25 protein-coding genes are annotated in these 26,685 nt (G+C 27.8%); 15 read left to right on the top strand and 10 right to left on the bottom strand.

The genetic code is table 11. The features are described 5' to 3' along the window. The first annotated feature begins 252 nt into the window (after positions 1 to 252). Entirely contained in the window at positions 253 to 1,878 is a 1,626-nt protein-coding gene (locus BHAMNSH16_RS01715; RefSeq protein WP_008730980.1) for a peptide ABC transporter substrate-binding protein, read from the top strand. Between the two features lie 3 nt (positions 1,879 to 1,881). Here BHAMNSH16_RS01715 and BHAMNSH16_RS01710 read toward each other — a convergent pair whose 3' ends face one another. Further along, positions 1,882 to 2,394, bottom strand: coding sequence for a DUF2147 domain-containing protein (locus BHAMNSH16_RS01710; protein WP_008730977.1), 513 nt, complete (start codon positions 2,392 to 2,394; stop codon positions 1,882 to 1,884). Between the two features lie 148 nt (positions 2,395 to 2,542). On the opposite strand from BHAMNSH16_RS01710, the gene BHAMNSH16_RS01705 reads away from it, so the two are divergent. From BHAMNSH16_RS01705 to floA, 5 genes are all read left to right on the top strand, one after another. Further along, on the top strand, positions 2,543 to 3,667 hold the full coding sequence (locus tag BHAMNSH16_RS01705; RefSeq protein WP_008730974.1) for an aminopeptidase: 1,125 nt from the start codon (positions 2,543 to 2,545) through the stop codon (positions 3,665 to 3,667). A gap of 16 nt (positions 3,668 to 3,683) precedes the next feature. Next, positions 3,684 to 4,169, top strand: a complete 486-nt coding sequence (locus tag BHAMNSH16_RS01700) for a GNAT family N-acetyltransferase (RefSeq protein WP_008730972.1) — start codon at positions 3,684 to 3,686, stop codon at positions 4,167 to 4,169. Positions 4,170 to 4,393: 224 nt separating this feature from the next. After that, positions 4,394 to 5,716 carry a hypothetical protein gene (locus tag BHAMNSH16_RS01695; RefSeq protein WP_008730969.1) on the top strand — a complete coding sequence of 441 codons (1,323 nt, stop codon included), beginning with the start codon at positions 4,394 to 4,396 and terminating at the stop codon, positions 5,714 to 5,716. Between the two features lie 407 nt (positions 5,717 to 6,123). Next, a complete protein-coding gene (gene pyrH / locus BHAMNSH16_RS01690) occupies positions 6,124 to 6,828 on the top strand; it encodes a UMP kinase (protein WP_008730967.1) in 705 nt (234 codons plus the stop codon). A 20-nt stretch (positions 6,829 to 6,848) separates the two neighbouring features. Then, a complete protein-coding gene (floA, locus tag BHAMNSH16_RS01685) occupies positions 6,849 to 7,862 on the top strand; it encodes a flotillin-like protein FloA (RefSeq protein ID WP_008730965.1) in 1,014 nt (337 codons plus the stop codon). A 504-nt stretch (positions 7,863 to 8,366) separates the two neighbouring features. On the opposite strand, the gene BHAMNSH16_RS01680 is transcribed toward floA, so the two are convergent. Continuing rightward, entirely contained in the window at positions 8,367 to 9,038 is a 672-nt protein-coding gene (locus tag BHAMNSH16_RS01680; protein ID WP_069731430.1) for a hypothetical protein, read from the bottom strand. Between the two features lie 325 nt (positions 9,039 to 9,363). Between BHAMNSH16_RS01680 and BHAMNSH16_RS01675 the strand changes: the two genes are divergently transcribed. Together BHAMNSH16_RS01675 and ahpC are read left to right on the top strand one after the other, a co-directional pair. After that, on the top strand, positions 9,364 to 10,563 hold the full coding sequence (locus BHAMNSH16_RS01675; protein WP_008727985.1) for a MalY/PatB family protein: 1,200 nt from the start codon (positions 9,364 to 9,366) through the stop codon (positions 10,561 to 10,563). Between the two features lie 150 nt (positions 10,564 to 10,713). Then, complete coding sequence (gene ahpC / locus BHAMNSH16_RS01670) at positions 10,714 to 11,277, top strand: alkyl hydroperoxide reductase subunit C (protein WP_008727986.1); 564 nt, start codon at positions 10,714 to 10,716, stop codon at positions 11,275 to 11,277. Positions 11,278 to 11,435: 158 nt separating this feature from the next. Here the strand turns inward: ahpC and fabD are convergent, their stop codons facing one another. Beyond that, positions 11,436 to 12,350, bottom strand: coding sequence for an ACP S-malonyltransferase (gene fabD / locus BHAMNSH16_RS01665; protein WP_008727987.1), 915 nt, complete (start codon positions 12,348 to 12,350; stop codon positions 11,436 to 11,438). Between the two features lie 258 nt (positions 12,351 to 12,608). Between fabD and BHAMNSH16_RS01660 the strand changes: the two genes are divergently transcribed. The 6 genes from BHAMNSH16_RS01660 (at position 12,609) to BHAMNSH16_RS01635 (ending at position 20,506) form a co-directional block, all read left to right on the top strand. After that, a complete protein-coding gene (locus BHAMNSH16_RS01660) occupies positions 12,609 to 13,490 on the top strand; it encodes a cation diffusion facilitator family transporter (RefSeq protein WP_008727988.1) in 882 nt (293 codons plus the stop codon). A gap of 89 nt (positions 13,491 to 13,579) precedes the next feature. Continuing rightward, entirely contained in the window at positions 13,580 to 14,578 is a 999-nt protein-coding gene (locus tag BHAMNSH16_RS01655) for a hypothetical protein (RefSeq protein ID WP_008727990.1), read from the top strand. 112 nt (positions 14,579 to 14,690) lie between these two features. Next, positions 14,691 to 15,488 carry a PhzF family phenazine biosynthesis protein gene (locus tag BHAMNSH16_RS01650; RefSeq protein ID WP_008726998.1) on the top strand — a complete coding sequence of 266 codons (798 nt, stop codon included), beginning with the start codon at positions 14,691 to 14,693 and terminating at the stop codon, positions 15,486 to 15,488. 76 nt (positions 15,489 to 15,564) lie between these two features. Next, entirely contained in the window at positions 15,565 to 16,980 is a 1,416-nt protein-coding gene (murD, locus tag BHAMNSH16_RS01645) for a UDP-N-acetylmuramoyl-L-alanine--D-glutamate ligase (protein WP_008726999.1), read from the top strand. Between the two features lie 99 nt (positions 16,981 to 17,079). Continuing rightward, complete coding sequence (locus tag BHAMNSH16_RS01640) at positions 17,080 to 18,897, top strand: ABC-F family ATP-binding cassette domain-containing protein (protein ID WP_008727000.1); 1,818 nt, start codon at positions 17,080 to 17,082, stop codon at positions 18,895 to 18,897. Positions 18,898 to 18,925: 28 nt separating this feature from the next. Further along, positions 18,926 to 20,506 (top strand): amidohydrolase, encoded by a 1,581-nt coding sequence (locus tag BHAMNSH16_RS01635; RefSeq protein ID WP_008727001.1) that lies wholly within the window; start codon positions 18,926 to 18,928, stop codon positions 20,504 to 20,506. Positions 20,507 to 20,581: 75 nt separating this feature from the next. On the opposite strand, the gene BHAMNSH16_RS14445 is transcribed toward BHAMNSH16_RS01635, so the two are convergent. The 7 genes from BHAMNSH16_RS14445 to frr all read right to left on the bottom strand — a co-directional run bounded on the left by BHAMNSH16_RS14445 (position 20,582) and on the right by frr (position 25,963). Next, positions 20,582 to 20,944: a carbohydrate ABC transporter permease gene (locus tag BHAMNSH16_RS14445; protein WP_241033638.1), complete on the bottom strand. Its 363-nt coding sequence runs from the start codon at positions 20,942 to 20,944 to the stop codon at positions 20,582 to 20,584. 9 nt (positions 20,945 to 20,953) lie between these two features. Then, complete coding sequence (locus BHAMNSH16_RS14440) at positions 20,954 to 21,415, bottom strand: carbohydrate ABC transporter permease (protein WP_241033637.1); 462 nt, start codon at positions 21,413 to 21,415, stop codon at positions 20,954 to 20,956. Next, positions 21,412 to 22,269 (bottom strand): carbohydrate ABC transporter permease, encoded by an 858-nt coding sequence (locus tag BHAMNSH16_RS01625; protein ID WP_069731675.1) that lies wholly within the window; start codon positions 22,267 to 22,269, stop codon positions 21,412 to 21,414. Before BHAMNSH16_RS01625 ends, BHAMNSH16_RS14440 begins: the two co-directional genes overlap by 4 nt. 58 nt (positions 22,270 to 22,327) lie before the next feature. Next, positions 22,328 to 23,647 (bottom strand): ABC transporter substrate-binding protein, encoded by a 1,320-nt coding sequence (locus BHAMNSH16_RS01620; protein WP_008729853.1) that lies wholly within the window; start codon positions 23,645 to 23,647, stop codon positions 22,328 to 22,330. Positions 23,648 to 23,784: 137 nt separating this feature from the next. Next, a complete protein-coding gene (locus BHAMNSH16_RS01615; protein WP_008729855.1) occupies positions 23,785 to 24,690 on the bottom strand; it encodes a phosphatidate cytidylyltransferase in 906 nt (301 codons plus the stop codon). Between the two features lie 5 nt (positions 24,691 to 24,695). Next, positions 24,696 to 25,418 (bottom strand): isoprenyl transferase, encoded by a 723-nt coding sequence (locus BHAMNSH16_RS01610; RefSeq protein WP_008729858.1) that lies wholly within the window; start codon positions 25,416 to 25,418, stop codon positions 24,696 to 24,698. After that, positions 25,415 to 25,963 (bottom strand): ribosome recycling factor, encoded by a 549-nt coding sequence (gene frr / locus BHAMNSH16_RS01605; protein ID WP_008729860.1) that lies wholly within the window; start codon positions 25,961 to 25,963, stop codon positions 25,415 to 25,417. The genes BHAMNSH16_RS01610 and frr overlap by 4 nt, the downstream gene beginning before the upstream one ends. Positions 25,964 to 26,243: 280 nt before the next feature. On the opposite strand from frr, the gene BHAMNSH16_RS01600 reads away from it, so the two are divergent. After that, a complete protein-coding gene (locus BHAMNSH16_RS01600) occupies positions 26,244 to 26,681 on the top strand; it encodes a 2-thiouracil desulfurase family protein (RefSeq protein ID WP_069731676.1) in 438 nt (145 codons plus the stop codon). Positions 26,682 to 26,685 lie beyond the last annotated feature (4 nt).

Here is a 26,685-nt window from a genome sequence, read left to right as displayed (position 1 = left end):
ATAGTTATAGATATTAATGCCAAATTATCATTAAATGAGATATCAAGAATAAAAGATGATTTTGAAGAAAGTGATTTAATTTATTCTGCTGATATTATTGATTATAATGCTATAGAGGATAGTTTTAAGAGCATTATAGATAATGAAAAAGTATTAATATATAAAACTGTCTAAAATTAAAATATTTTAATTAGTTAATTATATTTTTTTTCGATACTGTAGATATTAGTATCATATTAGGAAATATTATTTATGAAAAAGAATATATTAATTAAATTATTTTGTTTATTGTATGTTGTTTTTATTTTGTCATGCCATAAAGAGCCAAAAAATATTTTAAATGAAATAACCGTTTCGGTAGGTCCTGAGCCTCAGACAATAGATCCTACAATCAATTCAGCAGTAGATGCTATGATATATACAACACATTTATTTGAAAATTTAACTATAAGAGATGAGAATAATAATATTATACCCGGAGCTGCAGAAAGCTGGACATCATCTAATAACAATACAATATATATTTTTAATATCAGAAGCAATGCAAAATGGTCTGACGGAGTTGATTTAAAGGCTAATGATTTTGTATATGCTTGGAAGAGAATAGTTGACCCTAAAAACGGAGCTTCATATTCAATACTTTTGGATGTTATAAAAAATGCTAGCGATATAATGATGGGTAAAAAGGATAAAGAAACATTGGGTGTTAAAGCATTAGATGATAAAACTTTGTATGTAGAATTAGAATATCCTGTTCCTTATTTTTTGGAGATGGTGGCTCATACTGCATATACACCTTTGCGTGAAGATATTGTTAGTCAAAATGAGGACGGCTGGACTTTAGATGTTAATACTATGGTTGGAAATGGAGCTTTTCAGATAGTTCGTTGGGATCATAATTCAAGATTAGTAGTTCGTAAAAATACAGACTATTGGAATTATAAAGAGATAAAACCCGATATTATTAATTTTGAGTTTATAGATAATGATAATACTGCAATGTCTGCAATAATAAATGAAGAAATATATTTTTATCATAATACGCCTATAAATGACAGAGAAAAACTTTTAAAAGATGGCATAGCAAAACCAGTACCTAATATATCACTTTATTTTTATGAAGTGGATAATAGGAAAAAACCTTTTAATGATGCTAGAGTGAGGAAAGCTATTTCTTTAGCTATAGATAGGGAATATATAGTAAATAATATTATGAAAGGAGGAGAAAAACCTGCTGCTGCTATTGTCCCTTATGATATAAAAGATGTTGATAGTACAAATGATTTTAGATATAAAAAAGAAGGATATTTTTCTACAAAAAGTGAAGATTATGAAAAGAATGTAGAGGAGGCTAGGGCATTACTTGCAGATGCTGGTTATCCTAATGGAGAAAATTTTCCTGTATTTGAATTCATAACAAATCCCGGTTTTCATATCACTATTGCAGAAAGCATACAAGCTATGTTAAAAGAGGCATTAAATATAAATATGGTTATAAGGCAGGAGGAATGGGCTGTACTTTTGCAAACTAGAAGAGATGGAAACTTTGATATGGCAAGACAAGGCTGGATTGGAGGATATAATAGTCCTGCAGCATTTCTATCTTTGGTAAAAACAGGATATGTATTGAATGAGGGAAGATATAGTAATCCTCTATTTGATAAAGCTTTATTAGATGCTTCCCTTGCAGAAAATGATTCAGATAGAAGTATGTATTTTCATGAGGCTGAAAGCATTGCTATGAATGACATGGCTATTATTCCAATATATTATTATTCCGGAACTGTAATGCAAAATAGAAAATTAACTAATGTTATTTATGATATATTTGGTATATATAATTTTAGCAAAGCAGAAATTGTAGAAGAAAGTAATTGATGCTCATATTCCTTTGCCTTCTATAGTTCTTAATTTATTTACAGGAATATCTGTATATTTATTGGACTCTTCTTTAGAGAGCCTAGTCCATTCTACTGTAGCTCCTACTATGCCTCTTTTATCCAATGATGCTTTCAGAAATAATGTTTTTTTATCTTCTGATAAACTTATTTTGGCATAGTATGTGCTTCCCTGATCTATATGATATATTCTTCCTGTCTGCCATTCACCGTCTTTGAATACTATATCATATATAAATATTAATCCTTTTAAATCCTTATCTCTCAATGATTTATCCGGATTATGTATATCTAATGTGCTTTTTACATCATCATGCAATGCTATACCGTAAGCATATACTTTATTATCAATAACTATTATTTTAGCTACTTTCATTTTTCCTCTTGGTTTTTCAGGCATAGCCCAGAAGCCCTCAACATCTTTTGCATTATTTTCAGCATATACTGAAGAGGTGAATATAATTATAAATATCATAAAGAGTATACTATTTTTCATTTTATAATCCAATTTTATTTTTTATAAATTATATATTTAAATAATATTTTTTCTATAGTATTTCATTATTCATATATTGATTATTATTTTTTATTATATAAAATTATTCATATAAAATAAATAACTATTAAAATTAAGGAAATAAAAAATGAAAGATTTGAGAATAGAGAAATTAGCAAAAACTATAGTTAATTATTCATGCAAATTAAAAAAAGGTGAAAAAATACTTATAAAATCTTATGGAGAAGGTGAAGAAAGAAATTTAGTAAATGCCATTATCAAAGAAGTTTATAAAATAGGAGCAAGCCCTTTTGTTTGGAATCATGATCCTCATATACTTAGAGAATTATTAAAGCAATGTAATGAAGAGCAGATGAAAACTTGGGCAAAATCTGATTTGATGCTTATGAAGGAGATGGATGCTTATGTTGGTATATGGGGCGGATTGAATAGTTCGGAAAACTCTTCTGTAAAAATGGAAAATCATGCTATATATGAAAAGTTTTATCTTGATCCGGTACACATGAAAGAGAGAGTGAAAAATACTAAATGGGTTGTTATGAATTATCCTACATCAGCTATGGCACAGCAGGCTTCTATGAGTACAGATGAATTTGAGGATTTTTATTTTAAGGTTTGTAATTTGGATTATTCTAAGATGTCTAAAGCTATGGATAATTTAGTAAAACTTATGAATAAAACTGATAAAGTGAGAATAGTTGGAAAAGATACCGATTTAACTTTCTCTATAAAAGATATACCTGCTATAAAATGTGCCGGTGAGCTTAATATACCTGACGGAGAAGTATTTACTGCCCCTGTCAAAAATTCTGTTAATGGTATTTTATCTTATAATACACCTTCTTTATACAGCGACGGATTTACTTATGAGAATATTAAATTTGAGTTCAAAAATGGTAAAATAGTTGATGCTTCTTGTAATGATACTAAGAGAATAAATAATATATTAGATACTGACAGCGGTTCAAGATATATAGGCGAGTTTGCTATAGGAGTTAATCCTTATATTACAGAGCCTATGAAAGATATATTATTTGACGAGAAAATTATGGGAAGTTTTCATTTTACTCCGGGTGCTTGTTATGATGAAGCTCCTAACGGAAACAGCTCTAAAATACATTGGGATTTAGTATGTATACAGACTAAAAAATACGGAGGCGGTGAAATTTATTTTGATGATAAATTGATAAGAAAAGACGGATTATTTGTTATTGACAGTCTTAAATGTTTGAATCCTAATAATTTAAAATAATACAAAAGGTTTATAAATGAACGATAAGAAATTTGAGATTAGATTTGCTGTTAGTAAAGATGCTGGTGTAATATTAAAATTTATAAAAGAACTTGCCTGTTATGAAAAATTAGAGCATGAGGTTAGTGCAACTGAGGATATACTTAAAGAATGGATATTTGAAAAAAAGAAATGCGAAGTTTTAATAGCTTCAGAAAATAATATTGAAATAGGAGATGCATTATTTTTTCATAATTTTTCTACATTTTTGGGAAAGGCTGGAATATATTTAGAAGATTTATATATTACACCTGATTATAGGGGATTGGGATACGGTAAAAGACTTTTGAAAGAGGTTGCAAAAATCGCAGTTGAAAGAGGATGTGAAAGACTTGATTGGCAGTGTTTGGATTGGAATAAATCTAGTATTGATTTTTATTTATCACTTAATGCTGTTCAGATGTCAGATTGGACTTCTTATAGGCTTAGCCATAAAATTTTAAAATCGTTTACTTGTGAATAATTTTATATTATACTATATTTAAAAACTAAGTTAATAAATATTTATTTTATATATTGCATATTAATATAGTGTGCAATATATGATGAAAGATAGCATTTATAATCCATATTTTAATTTTAAATATAGAAATATAATTTTTTATGTGTAAAAATAACAATTTCATATTGCAATTAAACACTAAATATTATATTATATAGAAATAAAAATATTTTGAGGTTAAATCTATGAAAAATATTTACTTATTGTTATTTTTTATTGTTTTGATGTTTATTCTTTCTTGTAATGACAAAACTATATCTAATTCTACACCAGAAGTTATAGGTGATGGTGATATAATATATTATGATCCCGCTTCTGCCGAAACTAATAAATACAGTTTTTATAAATTTGATCATGCTAAAGGAGATAAAATTAATGTAGAAAATACATTCAAAAAAATAGCTGAATCAAAAAAAGTAATTCTTTATTTAGAAGATGGAGTTAGTAGGACTAAAGATGATATATTAAATTTTTTATCAGAATTTGAAAAAGATTACCCTAAAGAAATTGATATATACGGAGAGCCTTCAGATCTAGATAGAAATGGAAAAATAATATTTTTAATGGCTTCTCTTAATACTAATTCCAAACAGGGAGGTTTAAGTCTCGGAGGATATTTTTCCCAGAGAGATCTTATTGTTGGTAAAAATGGTGTAAGAGGAGAATATCTTTATGTAGATGCTTTTTGGGATATTAGTTTGATATTAGGCGTTATGATGCATGAATTGCAGCATCTAATTAATTATAACGTGAATGTACTTAATAATGGCAAGGAAATGGATATTTGGCTTAATGAATCACTTTCTGAATCTACATCACATATATTTTCTCCATCAATGGTTGAAAGGAGAGTTGCTGCGTTTAATAAAATACCTTATTATTCTTTTTATTCTTGGCATTTAAAATATACTGATAATAGCAACATATTTGCAAGAAATTTATCTGTTGCTAGTTATGCCAATGGATCAATGTTTATGAAATGGCTTGATACTAAAACAGGAGGAGATCAGAAAATTTATAAGGAAATAGCATCATCTGTTTCATATTCAAATAGTAGCGAACAAAGGCTTGTGGAGAGTGTAAAATCATTAAATTCTTCTTTAGGCGATGATATGAATACTATTATGATTAATTGGATATCCGATTTAAATAATAATAATGATTTAGGACTTGGAGTTAATGTTTCTGTCTTAGCTAATTCAGGAAGTGCCTATACTAACTTTATGGTAAATGATCAAACTAAGCTTGTTCCTGGTGCATTAGTGTTAAGCAGTATTTCTGATGCAGATAAAATAACTAATACAAAAGTTACAAAAACATCTTTATCAAATGGAACATTTGCTTTATTAAATAATTTAAAGAATAAATCTGCTGGATATGTTGATATAAATAATGTAGTAGATATTTCTCTTACTCAGTCTAATGCCTCTGGTGTTTTAGGTTTAGAAACTGATGATGATTTAAGTGTATTCAAAGAAGACTATTTTATAGACATTATAATTGAATAATAATCATTAATAAAAAATATAGTATATAATCAGACTGTTATTAAAAAGCAGTCTGATTTTTTATTTTATTAATTTTTATGAATTATGATTATTTTAATAATCTTTCATAATAATGGAATCATTTTAATTTTGTATTTTTCTACAGTTAGTATTAAATTCATAGTATAAAATTATTTATAGTAATTTTTATATATTATTTTTTGTTTTAAATGTGATATGTTTATTTATGTTATTGATAAATAGCAAAAAACTTTTTGTATGAAATATACTAAAGTGACACTCTATGTCTTTGGAAAAGACAAAATCTATATTTAAAAATATTTTATATTATATAAATTATTAAATCTTGATATATATGTAAAAAGATAGTATAATTCAGAAAATTAACTTTATAAAAGAGGTCAATAATGAAAAAAAGAGTATTGCTCAAGATATCAGGAGAAGCTTTACTTGGTCAAAAAGAATACGGTATAGATAATAATGTTGTTGATAGAATAGCATTAGAGATGAAAGAGGCTGGAAATGATACAGAAATAGCTGTTGTTGTAGGGGGAGGAAATATTTTCAGAGGTATGCAGTTATCTGATAAAACAGGCATGGTAAGAGCCACTGCAGATTCTATGGGTATGCTTGCTACTATTATGAATGCAATAGCACTAAAGGACAGATTTATGGCAGCCGGTACTCCTACTCAAATATTATCAGCTTTTAATATAGAAGGGATGATAGAAGGTTTTGAGAGAGATAAGGCTATTCGCATATTAGAACGCGGTAATGTTTTAATCATAGCGGGCGGTACTTCTAATCCTTATTTTACAACTGACAGTACAGCTATACTTAGAGCTTTAGAAATAGGTGCTTCTATAGTATTAAAAGGTACTAATGTTGATGGAGTTTATGATAAAGACCCTAAAAAAAATGAAGATGCAAAAATGTATAATGATATAACTTTTAAAGAAGCCATTAATCAGAATTTAAGAGTTATGGATATGACAGCTTTTGCTATGGCTAATGATAATGATATGCCTATAAGAGTATTCAATATGAATAAAGTCGGTAATATCACAAAAGCTATTTCCGGTGAAAATATAGGAACTTATGTACATAATTGATTATTTTAGGAGGTTTATATATGTTTGATTTTGGTTATATTCCAATTATTCCTATGTTTGTAGGTATTGTAGTAATACTTATACTAATATTTATTTTCTTACATTTTTTTCCTATGGGAATTTGGATTACAGCTTTGTTTTCCGGTGTAAGAATAAATATGATAACATTGATTACTATGCGTCTTAGAAGAGTTAATCCTTCTCTTATAGTATTGAATCAAATAAAGTTATGGAAGGCAGGCTTAAAAATAGGAACAAATGAGCTTGAGGCACATTATTTAGCGGGGGGTAATCCTACTGCTGTTGCTGATGCTTTGATAGCTGCTGATAAGGCTTCTTTGGATTTGAACTTTGAGAGGGCTGCTGCTATAGATTTGGCAGGAAGAGATTTAGTTGATGCTATAAGAACTTCTGTTTCTCCTAGAGTTATAGCTACACCTTTGATTGCTGCCGTTGCTAAAGATGGTATACAGGTTAAAGCTACTGCGAGGGTTACTGTTAGAACTAATATTAACCGTCTTGTTGGAGGTGCCGGAGAGGAAACTATTATTGCCAGAGTAGGAGAGGGTATAGTTACTACTATAGGTAGTTCTGCTTCTCATAAAGAAGTTTTAGAAAATCCGGACAGAATATCTCAGGTTGTACTTGCTAAGGGGCTTGATTCCGGTACTGCTTTTGAGATACTTTCTATTGATATTGCAGATGTTGATGTTGGAAGCAATATTGGGGCTTTCTTACAGATTGACCAAGCTGAGGCTGACAAGAAAATTGCTCAGGCTAAGGCTGAAGAGAGAAGAGTTATGGCTATAGCCCGTGAACAGGAGATGCGTGCTCAGGTTGAGGAAATGAAAGCTAAAGTTGTTGAAGCTGAATCTCAGCTTCCACTTGCTATTGCTGAGGCTCTTAAAAAAGGAAATATCGGAGTGCTTGATTATTATAATATGAAAAATGTTATGGCTGATACTGAAATGCGTTATAGTATATCCGGTATGGATTCAATGAGCAAAAATAATAATTCACAGCCGACAAAATAATAAGTAAATAATTTAATGGGCTAGTTTTTATAAAATTTTATATGGAAAAATGGGCTTTTAATATCAAGCTCCTTTTTTATATAAAGATTATAAATTATTCAATAAATAAGTTTTAATATTTTTATAATAATACTTTTCATTTTTTAATTTATTATTATTTTACATTATGAGTATGCAATCAAATATTTTAATATATACCTAAACAAATATAGTTTGTCAAAAATTAGTTTTTATATTTTTATTATTTTCGGATACTAGCCATGCAAAGCACACAGTTATGCCATGCTCTGCGTGCCTTTGCCCCACTTATTTGTTCAGGTATAATAATATTTAAAATATACATTTCACTATAAAAAATATTAGCAATAAAAAATTATAGTGCATATAAATGATAGCCTTTATAATTTCCATTTGGGTGGACGCATACAGTTTTGTGATGTAAGAGTTTTTACAGAGTTAAATCTATTTCCGAAGTATTCTCAGTAAAAGTTTAATTGTTAAATTTTACTTGCTTCCAAACATCATTCCTATACCTAAAGTAAATCCCACAGAATGATAATTTTTTACATCATACGAATAAAAAAGCTTATTAATGTCATTTTTATTGAAGAACATATATTCATAAAATAAATCAAGAGATACTAAAAAAGCATATTTTTCAGTTTGATAGAATCTGTTTTCTAAAGTTAATCTAGCATAAACAGATATTGGAATTCTGCTTAGATTGAAATTATTATTTCCTGTAAGTACTCCATATTTAGCTCCAGACGCTATACCTAAAGTCATATTTGCAGGTAATATAAAGTTACTTGTAAAATTATGAAATTCGAATTTTAATCCTATTCCAGTATATAAACTAAATATATCTATTTTATTTACTTGATAATCATACGGATTTTTTATTGATATAAAAGTTCCGTCAAAGCCTGTATCAAATAATAAACTTATGCCGTTTAATATATTATTATTAATTTTAAATTTGTATCCTAACTGCAAATTAATATCTACTTTAGGCTCTAAACTTCTATAATAATTCATACCAAATCTTGATGAGTTTACATTAGGTAAATTAATTTGAAACCCAAATTTGGGAATTAAAGACAGTTCAAATGCTGGAAAAAGTGCAGGTGAAAATAAAGCAGTAAATAAAATAGTAATTATTAATTTTCTTTTCATTTTTATATCCTTTTTAAAATTAAAATAAACCAACCGATTGATTGATTGATTGATTGATTGATTGATTGATTGATTGATTGATTGATTGATTGATTGATTGATTGATTGATTGATTGATTGATTGATTGATTGATTGATTGATTTCATAATCATATACTTAAAACTGTTATTATCCATATAATAACATAATTGTTAAAAAAAGCAATAGATTGTATAATATATACATTCATTTTATATGCAAACTATTTCTATATAAAATAGAAATTTAAAAAATTAAAAATAATGTTATATTTATATATATTTATTTTTTATTTAGGATTATTTTATGACAATAGAACAATTTAATGATGAATATTTGACTAGCAGAGAAGGAACAAATGCTAATAAATGGGAAACTAAAAAAGATAGAAGATTCAATGCTGAGGGATTAATTCCTATGTGGGTTGCCGATATGGAGTTTAAAGCACCTAATGAAGTAATAGATGCTTTAAATAAAAGAATTATGCATGGAGTTTTCGGGTATACTATTTTGTGGGATAGTTATTTTGAGGAATTTTTTAATTGGCAGAAAAGAAGATATAATATAGAGTTAAAAAAGGAATGGATAAGTTTTTCTACAGGGGTTGTAACTTCTATATATTGGCTTGTGAATGCTTTTACTCAAAAAGGAGATTCTATTATTATACTTACACCTGTTTATTATCCTTTTCATAATGCGGTTAAAGATAATGATAGAAATTTAATTGAATGCGGATTGAAAAATGATAATGGTGTTTTTACAATAGATTTTGAGAGATTGGAAAATGATATTGTAAAAAATAATGTAAAAATGATGATATTCTGCAATCCTCATAATCCTGTGGGAAGAGTATGGACTGATGAAGAGATAGACAGAACTTTTGATATATGCAAAAAACATAATGTATATATAATTTCTGATGAGATACATCAGGATATAAATCTTGGTATAAGACCTTTTATATCTGCTCTTTCTATAAAAAATAAAGATAAGTATATGGATAAATTGATAGTATTGACTTCTGCATCAAAAACTTTTAATTTAGCCTGCCTTTTGAATTCTCATGTAATTATACCTAATGATGATATTAGAAAAACATACAATAAATATGTTAGTACCGTAAATAGAACTGAGATTAGTTTGCTTGGCATGGTTGCTGCCGAAGCTGCTTATAAATACGGAGAAGATTGGCTTGACGGACTTTTAAAAACTATAAAAAGAAATTATGAATATATTAAAAATGAATTAAATGAAAAAGTACCTGACATAGTAATAAGTCCTTTAGAGGGTACATATTTAATGTTTATAGATTTAAGAAAAGTTGTCAATGCCGACAGAGTAAAAGAGTTTATACAAGATGACTGTAAAATAGCTGTTGATTTCGGAGAATGGTTTTCTAAAGATTATAAAGGTTTTATAAGAGTAAATATTGCTACGAATTTTGAATATATTAAAATTTTTACGGATAATGTTATTTTGCAGCTTAAAACTAAAAATTATATATAATATTTTATTAATGAATATTGCAATCATAAAATAATAAAGAAAAAATATATTTTTTAGTAATTTTTACTAAATAGATATTTTTTTACTTGACAAAAAGTACTATTTAATGTATTGTTAGAGCATACAAACATAAATAAAAGGAGTTATAATATGAGTTTAATCAATAGAAAACTTATCGATTTTAAAGTTGAAGCTTATCAAAACGGCGAATTCAAAACTGTTGAAACAAAAGATGTTTTAGGAAAATGGAGTGTATTTTTCTTTTATCCAGCAGACTTTACATTTGTATGTCCTACAGAATTAGCAGATTTAAATACTGTTTATGAAGATTTAAAAAAGATCAACTGCGAAGTATATTCAGTATCAGCAGACACTCACTTTGTACATAAAGCTTGGGCAGATGCTACAGAAACAATTAAAAATCTTAAATACACTATGCTTGGGGACCCAACAGGAGTATTAGGAAGATTTTTTGAAGTTTATGTAGATGAAGCTGGTCAGAATTTCCGCGGAAGCTTTATTGTAAACCCAGAAGGTCAAATCAAAGCTTATGAAGTACATGATATGGGAATCGGAAGAGATGCTAATGAATTATTGCGTAAAGTACAAGCTGCTCAGTATGTAGCTGAACATGGCGGCGAAGTTTGTCCTGCTAAATGGAAACCGGGTTCTAAAACTTTAAAACCAGGTATTGATTTAGTTGGTAAACTATAATTTTGTAATATAATAATATTAATTTAAATATAGTATAAAATTAAAGGGCATATAATTTATTTTATATGTCCTTTTTTATTTTTTAAATTTATGCAAAATAAAATACAGGAAATAATGATAAATCCTGCCTTTATTATTACTTATATTTTTTATTAAAATTAATTACAAGCAGCATTTAAAGAATCTATATCAAATACAGAAACTGCTTCAATGTCTGGTGTAATTTTTTTACTCATGCCTACTAAAACTTTACCAGGTCCGCATTCAAATACTTTTGTTATACCTTGTTTTTGTATATTAAGCATGCTTTCGTACCATCTAACAGTAGAGAACATTTGTTTATATAAATTTTCTTTTATAGAATCAAATTCATGAACTTCTGCTGTAACATTAGACAAAACTTTATTATCGTTTTTATGAAACTCTATTTTTTCTAAAAACTCTTTTAAACTGTCAGCAGCAGGTTTCATAAATGGAGAGTGGAAAGCACCGGATACTTTTAGAGGCAATACTCTTTTAGCACCAGCCTCCTGAAGTTTAGGAGTAACTGCTTCAATTGCACTTAATAAACCGGATATAACTATTTGATCTTTTAAATTATAATTAGCAGCAACAACCTCTTTATTTTCAGGCATACATTTAGCAACATCATCATAACTTAATCCAAGCACTGCAGCCATTCCATATGGAGCATCAGCACCAGCTTTAGCCATTAAAAGACCTCTTGTTCTTGCTATTTTTACAGCATCTTCAAACGATATATATCCTGCAGCAGAAAGGGCAGTAATTTCTCCCAAGCTATGTCCTGCGAATAAATTTCCTTTTATTCCTTTTGCTTTTAATGCTTCATAAACAGCAATGCCTACTGTAACCAAAGCAGGCTGAGTATTTTCTGTTTTTTTAAGATCATCTTCTGTTCCTTCAAAGCATAGTGCTTTAATATCTACATCATCTAATATATTTGCTGCCTTATCGAATATTGCTTTAGATTCAGCAACATTGTCATATAAAGATTTTCCCATACCAGCACATTGCGAACCTTGACCCGGAAATAAAAATGCTATATTTGACATATTCTTTGTTCTCCTTTTTTATATATATTTTTTATTTAATTTTTAATTATGTAAACCATATAGAACTATATTAACAAAAAAATTAACTTTTATCAAGTTCTTAATTTTATTTTGATTTATCATATATAAGTTATAATATTTTTATATAAAGTTAAAACATTCTAATCTGTAAACAACAATTTATATTTATGCAATTGACATTTTATATTAAATTCTTTATCCTTAAAAGATTGAAAAAATTAAATTTGGGGTTATAAAATGAATAGTATTAGTAATGAGAAAAAATCAAAATATATGATAATAGAGGGTGTAGTCTCTGTTATCATAAACATATTGTTATTTGCTTTTAAGTATATAGTAGGACTTTTAACAGGTTCATTATCTATTATGGCGGACGCTTGGCATTCATTGAGTGATTGTATAAGCAGTGTTATAGTTATAATAGGAGGCATATTTTCTAAAAGACCGCCTGATAAAGAACATCCATTCGGACATGGAAGAATAGAACTTATAACAAGTTTCATAGTGGGTATTATGCTTGTATTTATTGGTTATAGCTTTTTCTCTGAGGCTATAAAAAATATCATGAATAGAAAAACAGCTTCATTTACTACAATGGCAATAGTAGCTATGGTAGTTTCTATTTTGGTCAAAGAACTTTTGGCTCAGTATTCTTTATGGGGATATAGAAAGTCTGGTTCTAAATCATTATATGCAGACGCTTGGCATCATAGAAGTGATAGCGTTACTTCCATAATTATATTAGTAGGTATTTTATTTGGAAAAAGTTTTTGGTGGATAGACGGTGTATTAAGTATATTAGTTTCTCTTGTAATATTTTATGCTGCTTTTGATGTTATTAAATCTAGTGTAAAACCTTTAATAGGTGAGTATCCTTCAGATGAGATTATTAAAAGTATTAATGATATAGCTAAAGAACTAAATATTAACGATGACGCTGCTAATTTGCATCATTTTCATATACATACTTACGGAGATCATAGCGAGATAACTTTTCATATGCGTTTTCCAAAGGATATGACTGTTTTTGAAGCTCATAACAATGTAAGTGCATTTGAAAATGAGATAAGAAAAAAATTAAATATAGAGCCTACTATACATATAGAGGCTTACAAATAAAAATGCTAATCTAATAAAAATTTGGGGCGGGTGGGCGGGGTGTATAGGCTATTATTGATATTTTTCGTTTTTATTTTATAATAGGCATTATGATAGAGAATGCTGTTTTTAATGATAAAAACTTTGAAGAATATTTCTTATTTACTGATGATGCTAAATTAATCAAATATAATAAAGTATATAATTCATATAAAGATTTAATAAAAATAGAAAACATAAATTCCAAAGAAGAAGTTACAGTTTTAAAATTAATGTATCCTTATATATGTATAACTGAGGAGAAAGGCTTAAACTCTTCTGTTGTAAATATAGAAACATTGGATATTATTAATTTACAAAGAGAGGATTACTGTTCTAAATATTCAAGCTATTCTAATGAGTTTTGTATTATTAATAATGAAATACATCTTATCACCCAAACTAAATGGAATATTCTTAATATAATAAATTTAAAAACTAAAGATATGATAACTGATATAAACAGATATGAAAAAGAGTTTGGTATAGATTATTTTCACAGCAATTTACTAGTATCAAAAGATTATAAACATTTTCTTTCTAATGGCTGGGTATGGAATCCTATTGACTGTATAAGGTATTTTAATATTGAAGAGTTTCTAATGGTATATGAGAAGTGCCAAACAGATGTTGTTAATAAATATATAAGCGGTTATAATTGGGACAGACCTTTAACTTTTATAGATAATAAAAGATTTGTTTTGGCTTGTGATAATACAAATTTTAATGATGAAGATTTTGTTTATAATCAATTAAGATTCTACAATATAGATGATATAAAAATAGATAATAGTGATAAGTATAGATATTTAGAAAGTTATAAATCTATTAATATTAATTTATTTAGTTTAGATGAAAATAATGAAGTGCATGGTAAGTTATATTTTTACAATGATAATTTAATAGCTTTGGATTTTAATAAATATTGTATAAATGTTAATAGCTATAATATAAAAAATAGTACTGTAAAAAATATTGCAGTTATAAATAATAATAATTGCTTTTTTAATGATATGTTTGGGATTATATATTATATTGAAAATGATACTATAAAAGAAATTAATATATAGTTTTATTATTATGTAATAATTAATTTTTATCTAATGAAGAATAAGGCATTTAAATTTATTATTATTTTGTTATAATTAATCTCTATAAAAATAATTTTTTATGGGGTATAGAATGAATAATTATTCATTTAAACAATATATTGTGGATGCATTTACTGATAAAGTTTTTAGAGGAAATCCAGCTGCTATTTGTTTATTAAATAAATGGCTTTCAGATGATATGATGCTTAATATTGCAAAAGAGAATAATCTTTCTGAGACTGCATTCGTATTAGAAAATAATAATTATTATGAACTTAGATGGTTTACTCCAGGCGGCGAAATAGATTTATGCGGACATGCTACTTTGGCGTCAGCATATATATTGATGAATATAGTTGATAATAAGTTAAATAATATATCTTTCAAAACTAAAAGCGGAGTTTTAAATGTTATTAAACATAATGATTTATATGAAATGGACTTTCCAGCTTATGAATTAACAAAAATAGATGTTACAGATGAAATGGAACATGCTATAGGATTTAAACCTTTAGAAGCATATATCGGCAGAGATTTGTTATGTGTGCTTGAAAATGAAAATCAAGTTTTTGAGGCAAATATTAATATCGAAAAGGTAAAAAATCTTCAGGGACTTTTATTACATATAACTTCTAAAGGTTCTGAATATGATTGTGTTACAAGAAGTTTTGCTCCTAAATTGAATGTTTATGAAGATCCTGTTTGCGGTTCAGGACATTGTCATGTTGTTCCTTTATGGGCATATAAGCTATGTAAAAAAGATATCTTGGCATTTCAAGCTTCTAAAAGAGGCGGTATATTATATTGCAGCCTTAATGGAAATCGTGTCAAATTAGCAGGAAAAGCTGTATTATATTCCAGTGCTGAAATATATATACCTCAAATTTAAAAATATATTATTTAAATTTATCATTATTTTGTTATAATAAACTGTATATAAAAAATAATTATTTGGTGTGTTAAAAATGATTCTCGATTTGAATAAAACATATATAAAAGTCTTAAAAAAACAAAATATTTTGATATTGGGTGCTACTGTAAGAAGCGGAGTAAGTATAGCTAATATATTATATGATATTAATATCAATTTTGATGCTAATATCAAATATGCTTTAAGTGATAGTAAAACAGAAGAAGAACTCAAAGAGAGTATAGAAGGATTAAAAGATAAAAATGCAAAACTCTTTTTTGGAAATCAGGAAATATCTATTTTAGACGGCATAACTCTTATAATAATTTCACCAGGTATTCCGCATACTATACCTATAGTTAAAGAAGCTAAAAGAAGAAAAATAAAAATCATTGGTGAAATTGAGTTTGCATATAATTTTCTTCCTAATAGAAATTATATTGCAGTAACAGGCACAGACGGAAAAACTACTACTGTTACTCTTGTTCATAAAATAATAAGTTCATATAAAAAAGCAAGGCTTCTTGGCAATGTCGGAAATACATTTTCAAAAGAGATTGAAACTATAGAGTCTGATGAAGATATTATATTGGAGCTTTCAAGTTTTCAATTAGAAACGGTTGAAAAATTTCATGCTCATATAGCTGCCGTATTGAATATTGCAGAAGATCATCTTGACAGATACAAAGATATAGAAGATTATTTTAATACAAAAAAGAATATAGCTATTAATCAAAATAAAAATGATTTTCTTATACTAAATTATGATAATATATATACTAATATTTGGTATAATGAACTTAATTATAATTGTAAAATGAAGCTTCTTACATTTTCTTTAAAAAGTAAATTTGCTACAATATATTATAATGAAGAAGATGATTGTATATATTATGAGAATCAAAAATTATTTTCTATAGCTAATAGAAAGGTCATAGGTAAACATAATATAGCTAACATATTGGCTGCAGTATTGATATGTTTGAAAGATGATATACCGGCAGATCATATAGAAAAAGCTGTGAATAATTTTAGGGGTATAGAACATAGACTTGAATTAGTTGCTGAGATTAATGGAGTAAAATATATAAATGATTCAAAAGCGACATCAATGAATTCTGTAATGAGTGCTTTAAAATCTTTTGATAAAGATATAATACTTATAATGGGCGGCAGAAATAAGAATATAGATTTTACTTCTTTAAATAATATCATAGAAAGCAGAGTAAAAAAATTAATACTTATAGGAGAGGCTGCTGATACTCTTAATGAAATGATACATTTTGAGAATAAGATTATTATAAAAGATTTTACAGATGCTTTTAATTACGCTTCGGCAATATCAATAAACGGAGATACTGTTCTATTATCTCCAGGATGCAGCAGCTTTGATATGTTTAAAAATTATGAAGAGAGAGGAAAATATTTCAAGAGTTTAGTATATAAACTTATAGAAATTTCAAAAGAATAATTAATATAATTATTTCATTTTTATGTTTGAATATTTTTTAAAATTATTATAGAATTAATGCTTAATAATAAATAAAAAATATTTAAGTTAAAATGAAATATGGCTAAAAGTATTATAAATATAGTAAATATATCTAAGAGATTTGTCCATAAGGTATTACTTGATAATGTCAATTTGCTTATAGAAGAGAAATCCAAAATAGGAATGATAGGAAGAAACGGAGCAGGAAAAACTACTCTTTTAAAAATTCTTATGGGGCTTGAAGAGGCTGATGACGGCGAGATAATATTTTCTGATGATGTAAAAATAGGATATCTTCGTCAGCAGGGAGATTTTGACGATAATGAGAAGGTAATTGATTATCTTACAAGAGTTACAGCAAAAGAATCTTGGAAATGTTCTAAAATAGCAAGCAGATTTGGAATAGATCATATAAAAGTTAATAATAATTTGGGAAGTTTATCAAGCGGATATAGAATGAGAGTTAAACTTTCGGAAATGATGCTTTATGAACCTAATTTCTTAATATTAGATGAACCTTCAAACTTTTTGGACTTAAATACATTGATAGATTTGGAAAATTTTTTAACAGATTATAACGGAGGTTTTTTGATAGTTTCGCATGATAGGGAATTTCTTAAAACAACCTGCGAAAAAACTATAGAAATGGAGAACGGCAAAATAACATATTTTCCAGGAAATATAGAAGATTATTTTGAATACAAAGAAGAAAAAGAGTATACAATAAAAAAGTATAATAAAAATATAGAGGAGAGAAAAGCCCATTTAGAAAGATTTGTTGAAAGATTCAGATATAAAGCTACTAAGGCAAAAGCAGTACAATCCCGTATAAAGCAGATAGAAAAATTAAAAACTATAGAAATTACTCACCCTGCCAAAAATGTAAAAATAAAACTTCCTGAAGTTCCAGAAAAAAAAGGTTTTGCTCTCATATCTGATGATTTGGTTGTAGGATACGGTGAAAAAATAGTTGCTGAAAGCGGAAGAATAGAAATACCTAGAGGAAGCAGAGTAGCTGTTTTAGGGCAAAACGGAGAAGGTAAAACTACTTTTTTAAGAACTATAGCAGGCAGACTTAATCCTGTATCCGGTACTTATAATTATTCTTATGGCATAAAAATAGCATATTTCGGAGAGGATACTTATAAAAATGTAACTTCAAATGATACGGTATTATCATATCTAAAGAAGAATGCCAAACAAGGTTTATTGACTCAGGAGCTTTTGACACTTTTAGGAAGTTTTTTATTTTCAGGAGATGATGTTAATAAAGATGTAAAGGTTTTAAGCGGAGGGGAGATGGCGAGGCTTTCACTTCTTGCTGCTATTACACAATGTGCTGATGTTCTTATATTGGACGAGCCTACTAACCATTTGGATTTTGAAACTGTTGAGGCACTTGCTTCTTCTTTAAGAGATTACGGCGGAACAATATTCTTTACTTCGCATGACAGAACTTTTGCTAGTTTGCTTGCTGACACTATTATAGAGGTTAAAGATAAAAAACTTTCTCTTTATTCAGGTGATTATGAAGCTTATGTTTATAGGGTAAGGCTGGAGGCTTTAGAGGAAGAAGAAAAAGAATTAGAGTATCAAAATAAAAGTAATGTTAAAGAAAATGGCAGCCGAGATGATAAAAATACTAATAATTATGAAGAGAGAAAAAAAATTAGAAACAGACTTTCTAAATGCGAGTCTTTGCTTAAAAAACATGAAAACAAAATAGAGGATTATAAAAAAGAAGAAGCTGAGATATTAAAGTTTTTTGAAACATCTGTGAATTATGATGATGAAAAAAGCAAAAGACTTTTAGAAGTAAAAAAGCTGATAGAAGAAACAGAGAATGAATGGCTTTTGGTTAATGAAGAAATAGACAGTATAAAATCTATGTTATAAGTAAAATAAAATGGAGGAAGAGTCAAATATGAGAATTTTTAAAAATGCCAAAATATACTCTATGGATAAAAATGACAGTATTTATGAGGCTTTAGCTGTTGAAAACGGCAGAATAGCATTTGCAGGAACTAATGAAGAAGTATTAAAAAAATATGCAGATGCTAAAGAAATTATTGATTTGGAAGGCAGAACCGTTATACCGGGATTTAATGACAGCTGTGTTAATTTTGTAGGTTTTGCCCGTTTTAATACTATGCTTAATTTAAGCAAATGCGAATCTATAAGAGAGGTTATTGAATTAGCTAAAAATGCTGAAAAATATGAAGGCTGGCTTATAGGCTGGGGCTGGAATCAGGATTATTTTGAAGAGAAAAGAATGCTTAATAAAAATGATTTAGACAGCATATCTAGTGAATTTCCTGTAGCCTTTAGAAGAGTATGCGGTGAAATGATAGTAGCAAATAGTAAGGCACTTGAAATTTGCGGTATTACTGAAAAAATGAAATCTGACAGTATAGATTTTGAAAACGGACTTATAAGCTCTAAAGATATGATATTAATTTTATCAAAAATTAAGTCATTAGAAATAGATACTTTAAAATCAATAATATTAGATACTCAGGAAGAATTTTTTAAAATGGGTATAACTTCTGTACAGACAGATGATTTAAGAAGTTTGCCTGATTTTGATTATAGAAAAATTATAGATGCCTATCAAAAACTTCATAGAGAGAAAAAATTAAAAATCAGAGTATGCGAACAGGCACAATTTATTAATAAAAAAGATATAGATGATTTTAGAGAATATTATTATTATCAATATATTAATGATGAAAGATTTAAAGTAGCTCGTATAAAACTTATTATAGACGGCGGTATAGGTTCAAGGACAGCACTTTTGAGAGATGATTATAATGATGCTAAAGGTTTCAGAGGCGTTACACAGTATAAACAGGAAGAACTTGATGAATTAGTAGAATATGCTAATAGCTTGGACTATTCTTTGGCTATACAGGCTACGGGAGATGGTGCTATTGACATGGCATTAAATTCTATAGAAAAAATAAAAGATACCAAAGATTTTAAATATAGAAGAAATGGTTTAGTATATGCTCAAATAACAGATAAACAATTATTTGAAAGAATGAAGCAGTTAAATGTAGGTATATATTATCAGCCTATATTCCTTCATTATGATATGCATATTGTTGAAAATAGGGTAGGTAAAGAAAAATCTTCTACTTGTTATGCTTATAAAACTGCTAAAGATATGGGCGTACATATTGGATTTGGATCATCAGGTCCTGTTGATGACATTAGTGTTATGGAAGGAATACATTGTGCTGTTAATAGAGAGGATTTAAATGGATGGCCTGAAAATGGATGGATGCCTCAGGAAAAACTTACAGTAAAAGAAGCAGTTTATTTATATACTATGGGAAGTGCTTATATGTCTTCTGAAGATAATATTAAAGGAAGTATTGAAGAAGATAAATTAGCTGACTTTGTTGTTTTAGATAGGGATATATTTGAAGTTGACACTAAAGAAATAAAAGATATTAAGATATTAAAAACTATAGTTGACGGCGATATAGTTTATAGTGCTTAAATTAATTAATATATAAGTAATAAATAAAAAAGGATTTAACTATTAAAAGTTAAATCCTTTTTTTATATGTTATTTTTATTCTTTTACAGAACCGCCTGTCAATCCGGATATGAAGTATTTTTGTAAAGCTAAAAATACAGCCATTATAGGAACTACAGCAAATATAGCTCCGACCATAATTTGTCCGTAATCTATTCTGGTGTCAGATTTTAATTGTGATAATGCTACTGGTAATGTGAATTTTTCAGGGCTATTTAATATTATTAAAGGCCAAGTAAAGTTAGTCCATTCTGCAACAAACATATATATTCCCAAAGCAGTTAAAGCGGGTATCATTAAAGGCATCACTATTTTGGCAAATATAGTCCATTCATTAGCTCCATCTATTCTAGCAGCTTCTATTAATGTATCCGGTACACTATGAAAATTCTGCCTCATTAAAAATATTCAGAAAGCTCCTGCTATATCCGGAAGTATTATTGCTAAATGAGTATTTTGTATATTTAAAGTTGTCATCATTCTATATAAAGGCACTAATTTAGCATGACCTGGAAGCATCATAGTAAGCATTATGATAACAAATACTATATTCTTACCTTTGAAATTAAATTTAGATATAGCATAAGCAGCCATAGAACATATCAATAAATTAATAATAGTGTATATTATGGCTATTTTTAATGAATTAAATAGAGCATACCATATTGGAATTCTTTCCTGAAGATTTTTCAAATTTTCTAAAAATTTACTTCCAAAAGTTATAGGAGGAGGAAATAAAAATATATCACCTGACTCTCTAGTTGCTGCTATGAACATGAATATTAGAGGATATATGCATGCTATCATAGCTATCGTTAGAACGATATATAATATTATTCTAGTTATTTTCTGCTGTTTATTTTTATTCATTTGCTATTTCCCCCAAATTTCATTTGCAGTCTTGAAAGAACTCCAACTATTACAAGTATTGCTACAGATATTGTTGCAGCATAAGTTAAGTTTAGAGATTGGAATGCTTGTCTGTATATATATAATCCTAAAGTTATTTTAGAATTATTAGGACCTCCATTTGTCAATAAGTATGCTTCTGTAAATAAATTTAAAGTTCCTATTGTTGATAGTATAGTTGAAAATAATATAACAGGCTTAAGCATTGGTATAGTTATATAAAAAAATTGCTGAAATGCATTAGCACCATCTATTCTTGAGGCTTCATAATAGTCTTCAGGTATAGTTTGAAGTCCTGCCAATATTATTACCATATTATATCCAGTCCATCTCCATGTTATGATTAGCATTATTACTATTCTTGCAGGCCAAGTTTGTGTAAGCCACATTATAGGACCTATATTAAATAGAGAAAACAAAAAGTTAACAACACCTCTTTCCTGAAACAATAATACAAATATTAAACTATAAGCTACTGATTCTACTATAAAAGGTATAAAGAATGCTGTTCTATACATACTTTTTAATTTTGTAATTCCTCTATGCAGTATTATAGCTAGAAGTATAGATAATATAGTCATTATTGGTACTTGTATTATTAAATAGATTAGTGAGTTTTTTAAGGATATAAAAAAGTATTGATCTGAAAATAGTCTTTTATAATTTTCTATACCTGCAAATGTAAGGACTCCTCTATTTTGCTTCATAAAACTTAATACTATTGTTTCAAATAGAGGATATATACTAAATACAGCTATAAAAAATAGGGCTGGTGCCAGAAATATCCAAGGTGTAATATTTTTTTTTATCGTCATAATATATCCTAATAATTGAGAGGATAAAAATCATATCCCCTCAACTAAAAAATTATTTTTATTTTGCTATTGTTCTTCCTGTAGTGCTGCTTATTTGTGATGCGGCATCTTCAAGAGTTTTTTGTATATCGGCATTATCATTCATAATAGCTTCATAAGCACCGACACATATACTTCTAATATCAGAATAATCAGATGAAGTATAAATAGCTGCTGGTATTTGTTTTGTTATATCTCCCAACATTTGATTAAATCCTTCTCCGAAATATTCATCAGGTTCTTGGAATCTAGGGTCATCATAAACAGGTAAATATGATGGGAATAATCCGTAATTTTTATACATTAATAATTGACTGTCAACATTTAATAAAGAATGTTCTATAAAAGCCCATGCTGCAGCTTGTTTAACAGGATCAGAAGCAGTTATAGTTAGAGTAGAACCGCCATGAGAAGAAGCTCTTACTCCTCCTTTTGTATAAGCAGGCATAGGCATAATAGCCCATTTACCTTTCATTTCAGGCATTTGGTCTTTTATAGTACCGCTCCACCAAGCACCGGATAGATAAGTTGCTATTTCTCCGTTTTTGCTTGCTCTTATAGAACCGTCCCAATTAAGAGTGTTTGCCATTATTCCTTCATCTATAAAACTTCTTAAAACTTTTGTGCTTTCTATAGCTTTAGGAGATGATATAGTTATTTCTCCATTTTTATTTAAATAATAAGTATCATTTTGAACTAGCATATTTCTCCATACGCCGTCATCTTGAACAAACATATTTCCTATGAATTTTATATTAGGAAATTTTTCTTGGAATTTTTTTCCGGCTGCTATATATTCATCATAAGTAGTGATTGTATTAGGATCTATGCCAGCTTCTTTAAATAAATCACTTCTATAAAATACAACTACAGGACCTGAATCCCAAGCTATAGCAACTAATTTTCCTGTGCTGTCATAGCTTGTTGATACTTTGGACGGATCCACTTTAGAATCTATATCGGCAGGGGCTAATGATTTCATATCTAAAAAGAATTGAGGATAATTTTCAGCATAAGTTTGTACAAAATCACTTTCTATTTGCATTATATCAGGTATTTCTTTACCAGAAGCTAATACGACTCCATATTTTTCATAAGCCTGTACTCCTCCGAATTCCTGAACATTAACTTTTATTTTTGGATATTTTTGCATAAATATATCTGCCATTTCTGTTAATGCTCTGGCAGCTACATTCCATGCCCATATTGTTATTTCTGTTTCTGTATTTTCATCTATAACAGGCAATTCTGTTGAAGAAGCTGTTTGAGTATTATTTTTACTGCATGATGCTATAAAAATAACTGCAATAAAAAATAATATAAATAACTTTTTTGCCATAAAATTTATACCTCTATTTTAATATAATTTTATTATATTGTTTTTTTAAACTAATTCAAACAAATAAATTACTGCATTAATACGGTAATTATTTATTTTGATTAAAAAATTAAGATATATTATATTATTTTTAATTTTTATTGTATTAATAGAAATACATAGTATGATATTGGAGCAGTAAGTATTACACTATCGAATATATCAAACACTCCTCCATGACCCGGAAATAACTTACTTGAATCTTTAGTGTCATACATTCTTTTTATAAGACTTTCACCCATATCGCCCAGAAAACCTGTAAATGTGAATATTACTGTTAATAACATTAATTGAGGAAAGGAGAAATTAGGCGTATTTTTTCCAAGTAAAAAAGATAAGTATCCGTTTGAATATAAGAAATAATATAGTATTGAAAGCGGTATAGTGAATATGAACATGCCAAGTAAGCCTTCATAACTCTTATTTGGAGAAGCACTATTGGATAATTTATGCTTTCCAAATTTTCTGCCTACAATATATCCTCCCGTATCACTGAACCAAGCACATAATAAAATAAACACTATATAATATTTTCCGCTAGGCATAAAACGCATAAGTGATATATGCCATACTCCTAAACCAACATATATAAAGCAGAAAACAGCAGTTAATATAGCCCTTCCTTTTTCTTCAAATGTAGATACATGAACTTTGAACATATTAATGATGAATAGTGTAGCTATTAAAGCAAAAACCATTACCAATGATAAATCCATTGAAGGATGTTTAGTTTCTACTATTTTATAGAGATTGGAGAAGTCGCCTTTAAATACATTTATATCGCATATAGTTATGATATAACCTAATACCATAGCTATCATAGTTGTTATTACAGTTCTCAAATTCTTTTGTCTATGCACTTTAGCCATGTAGAATATTTCTGATGCACTTAAGATAGATATAGATAATATTGCCAAATGAAACAAATATATAACTTTATCGTAAAACATTATAATAAGAAATAATGGTAATGTCAGACATACAGATATAAGTCTTTTCTTCATAATTTTTATAGACCTCCATATCTTCTGTTTCTATTTGAGTATTCTTCTATAGCTTTTTTGAAATATTCTTTAGAAAAGTCAGGCCATAATATATCTGTAAAGTATAATTCGCTGTATGATGCCTGATACATCAGAAAATTACTTAATCTGTATTCTCCTGAAGTTCTTATCAAAAGATCCGGATCCGGTATTTCTTTTGTATACAGGTAATTTTGAATGAAGTTTTCATCAATATTTTCTATGTCTATTTTATTGTTTTTAGCATCATAGCATATATTTTTCAAGGCATTTTTTAATTCATCTCTGAAGCCGTAATTTAAAGCTAATATAACAGTGAGTATAGGATTTTTACATTTTTCAAGAGTTTCTTTTTCTGTTTCTTCTATTGTCTCTATAGTATCTTTTGGAAATGCTGTAATATCACCTATATGTTTTACTAAGATATTATTTGAAATAAGCCTTTTAATTTCTTTTTTGTAGAATTCTTTTAATAATTTAAATAATGCTTTTTTTTCTTCCTCAGGTCTTTTCCAATTTTCTGTTGAGAATGCATATAAAGTTAAATATTTTATATTTAATTCGCAGCATGCTTCTACTATATTAATTACATTTTCGCTTCCGGCTCTATGCCCAAAACTTCTGCTTTTATGATGAGATTTAGCCCATCTCCCATTGCCATCCATGATTATAGCCACATGTACAGGTATATTCGGCTCATCAGTAATCATATAGTGTCTAATTCTTTTTCTTTTGTAGTAATCATTTCATCTATTTTTTTTATATATGAATCTGTATCATTCTGTATTTTTTTCTCCTGAGATTTTGATTCATCTTCAGTGATAGTTTTATCCTTTAATTCTTTTTTTATTTTATCATTTTCATCTCTTCTTATATTTCGTACAGCTATTTTAGCTTCTTCGCCTCTATGTCTTACTCCTTTTTTAAGTTCTTCTCTTCTCTCTTTAGTGAGTTCTGGTACTACTATTCTTATATTTCCGCCGTCATTGAAAGGATTAAAACCTAAATCTGCTTTTAATATAGCTTTTTCTATGTCGCTGACTAAACCTTTATCGAATGGCTGTATCATAATAGTTTTTGAATCTGGTGTAGAAACATTTCCTACTTGTTTTAGAGGCATACTGCTTCCATAAGCCTCTACTTTTACTCCATCCAATATAGAAGCATTAGCTCTTCCTGTTCTTATACCTTTTAAATCGTTTTGTAAACTTGAAACTGCTTTTTCCATTCTATCTTTATATGATTCTTTTGACATAGATAAAAAACCTCTTTTATTTTAAAATAATATTATCTTGATAGATTATAATTTAATATAATACTATTGTCAAGTTAATTATTCATTCATTAATTTTACAATTTTTTTTATAAATTATATTTTTTGGTAAGGTTTATAAAAAACTTGTAAAATTTATATTATATAATAATATATAATATAAAAAAAATTAAGATTACTTAATTTTGTAATATATTTTTTAATAGTGTTAATAAAATTATTTTTAGTATATAATAAAAATAAATTATGAGAGAGAATTTTCATGAATGTATTAGTAAGTGCCTGCCTATTGGGATTAAAATGCAGATATGACGGAAAAGATAATAAATCGGATGAGCTTTTAAAAGTTATATCTATGGGGTATAATCTCATTCCTGTATGTCCGGAACAATTAGGTGGGCTTTCTACACCTAGAAAACATGCAGAAATAATTAAAGGCAGAGTTATGAATATTGACTATGAAGATGTAACAGAAAATTTTATTAAAGGAGCTAATGAAGTATTAAAACTTTCAAAATTATATAAAACAGAATTAGCTGTACTTAAAGAGAGAAGTCCTTCTTGCGGATTTGGTGAAATATATAATGGAAAATTTAATAATGTTTTAATAAAAGGAAATGGTATATGTGCTGATTTGCTTTTTAATAATAAAATAAAAATTATAGGAGAGAGTTTGATAAAAAAATATTTTAGATTATAGTTGT

Source organism: Brachyspira hampsonii (assembly GCF_002214805.1).
In the GTDB taxonomy this organism is placed as follows: Bacteria; Spirochaetota; Brachyspiria; order Brachyspirales; family Brachyspiraceae; genus Brachyspira; species Brachyspira hampsonii.
The sequence above is the reverse complement of the archived record's forward strand: the minus strand, read 5'-3'. Positions and strand labels throughout refer to the sequence as shown.

What these genes read in the sequence shown, in the direction of transcription:
- BHAMNSH16_RS01700 (WP_008730972.1), top strand. Translation starts at nt 3,684, where the DNA reads ATGAACGATAAGAAATTTGAGATTAGATTTGCTGTTAGTAAAGATGCT.
- frr (WP_008729860.1), bottom strand. Translation starts at nt 25,963, where the DNA reads ATGTCAAAAGAATCATATAAAGATAGAATGGAAAAAGCAGTTTCAAGT.
- BHAMNSH16_RS01640 (WP_008727000.1), top strand. Translation starts at nt 17,080, where the DNA reads ATGGCTAAAAGTATTATAAATATAGTAAATATATCTAAGAGATTTGTC.
- BHAMNSH16_RS01710 (WP_008730977.1), bottom strand. Translation starts at nt 2,394, where the DNA reads ATGAAAAATAGTATACTCTTTATGATATTTATAATTATATTCACCTCT.
- BHAMNSH16_RS01600 (WP_069731676.1), top strand. Translation starts at nt 26,244, where the DNA reads ATGAATGTATTAGTAAGTGCCTGCCTATTGGGATTAAAATGCAGATAT.
- BHAMNSH16_RS01660 (WP_008727988.1), top strand. Translation starts at nt 12,609, where the DNA reads ATGAATAGTATTAGTAATGAGAAAAAATCAAAATATATGATAATAGAG.
- BHAMNSH16_RS01680 (WP_069731430.1), bottom strand. Translation starts at nt 9,038, where the DNA reads ATGAAAAGAAAATTAATAATTACTATTTTATTTACTGCTTTATTTTCA.
- BHAMNSH16_RS01675 (WP_008727985.1), top strand. Translation starts at nt 9,364, where the DNA reads ATGACAATAGAACAATTTAATGATGAATATTTGACTAGCAGAGAAGGA.
- BHAMNSH16_RS14440 (WP_241033637.1), bottom strand. Translation starts at nt 21,415, where the DNA reads ATGAATAAAAATAAACAGCAGAAAATAACTAGAATAATATTATATATC.
- floA (WP_008730965.1), top strand. Translation starts at nt 6,849, where the DNA reads ATGTTTGATTTTGGTTATATTCCAATTATTCCTATGTTTGTAGGTATT.
- BHAMNSH16_RS01695 (WP_008730969.1), top strand. Translation starts at nt 4,394, where the DNA reads ATGAAAAATATTTACTTATTGTTATTTTTTATTGTTTTGATGTTTATT.
- ahpC (WP_008727986.1), top strand. Translation starts at nt 10,714, where the DNA reads ATGAGTTTAATCAATAGAAAACTTATCGATTTTAAAGTTGAAGCTTAT.
- murD (WP_008726999.1), top strand. Translation starts at nt 15,565, where the DNA reads ATGATTCTCGATTTGAATAAAACATATATAAAAGTCTTAAAAAAACAA.
- BHAMNSH16_RS01625 (WP_069731675.1), bottom strand. Translation starts at nt 22,269, where the DNA reads ATGACGATAAAAAAAAATATTACACCTTGGATATTTCTGGCACCAGCC.
- BHAMNSH16_RS01635 (WP_008727001.1), top strand. Translation starts at nt 18,926, where the DNA reads ATGAGAATTTTTAAAAATGCCAAAATATACTCTATGGATAAAAATGAC.
- BHAMNSH16_RS01620 (WP_008729853.1), bottom strand. Translation starts at nt 23,647, where the DNA reads ATGGCAAAAAAGTTATTTATATTATTTTTTATTGCAGTTATTTTTATA.
- BHAMNSH16_RS01610 (WP_008729858.1), bottom strand. Translation starts at nt 25,418, where the DNA reads ATGATTACTGATGAGCCGAATATACCTGTACATGTGGCTATAATCATG.
- fabD (WP_008727987.1), bottom strand. Translation starts at nt 12,350, where the DNA reads ATGTCAAATATAGCATTTTTATTTCCGGGTCAAGGTTCGCAATGTGCT.
- BHAMNSH16_RS01650 (WP_008726998.1), top strand. Translation starts at nt 14,691, where the DNA reads ATGAATAATTATTCATTTAAACAATATATTGTGGATGCATTTACTGAT.
- BHAMNSH16_RS01705 (WP_008730974.1), top strand. Translation starts at nt 2,543, where the DNA reads ATGAAAGATTTGAGAATAGAGAAATTAGCAAAAACTATAGTTAATTAT.
- pyrH (WP_008730967.1), top strand. Translation starts at nt 6,124, where the DNA reads ATGAAAAAAAGAGTATTGCTCAAGATATCAGGAGAAGCTTTACTTGGT.
- BHAMNSH16_RS01615 (WP_008729855.1), bottom strand. Translation starts at nt 24,690, where the DNA reads ATGAAGAAAAGACTTATATCTGTATGTCTGACATTACCATTATTTCTT.
- BHAMNSH16_RS14445 (WP_241033638.1), bottom strand. Translation starts at nt 20,944, where the DNA reads ATGAGGCAGAATTTTCATAGTGTACCGGATACATTAATAGAAGCTGCT.
- BHAMNSH16_RS01655 (WP_008727990.1), top strand. Translation starts at nt 13,580, where the DNA reads ATGATAGAGAATGCTGTTTTTAATGATAAAAACTTTGAAGAATATTTC.
- BHAMNSH16_RS01715 (WP_008730980.1), top strand. Translation starts at nt 253, where the DNA reads ATGAAAAAGAATATATTAATTAAATTATTTTGTTTATTGTATGTTGTT.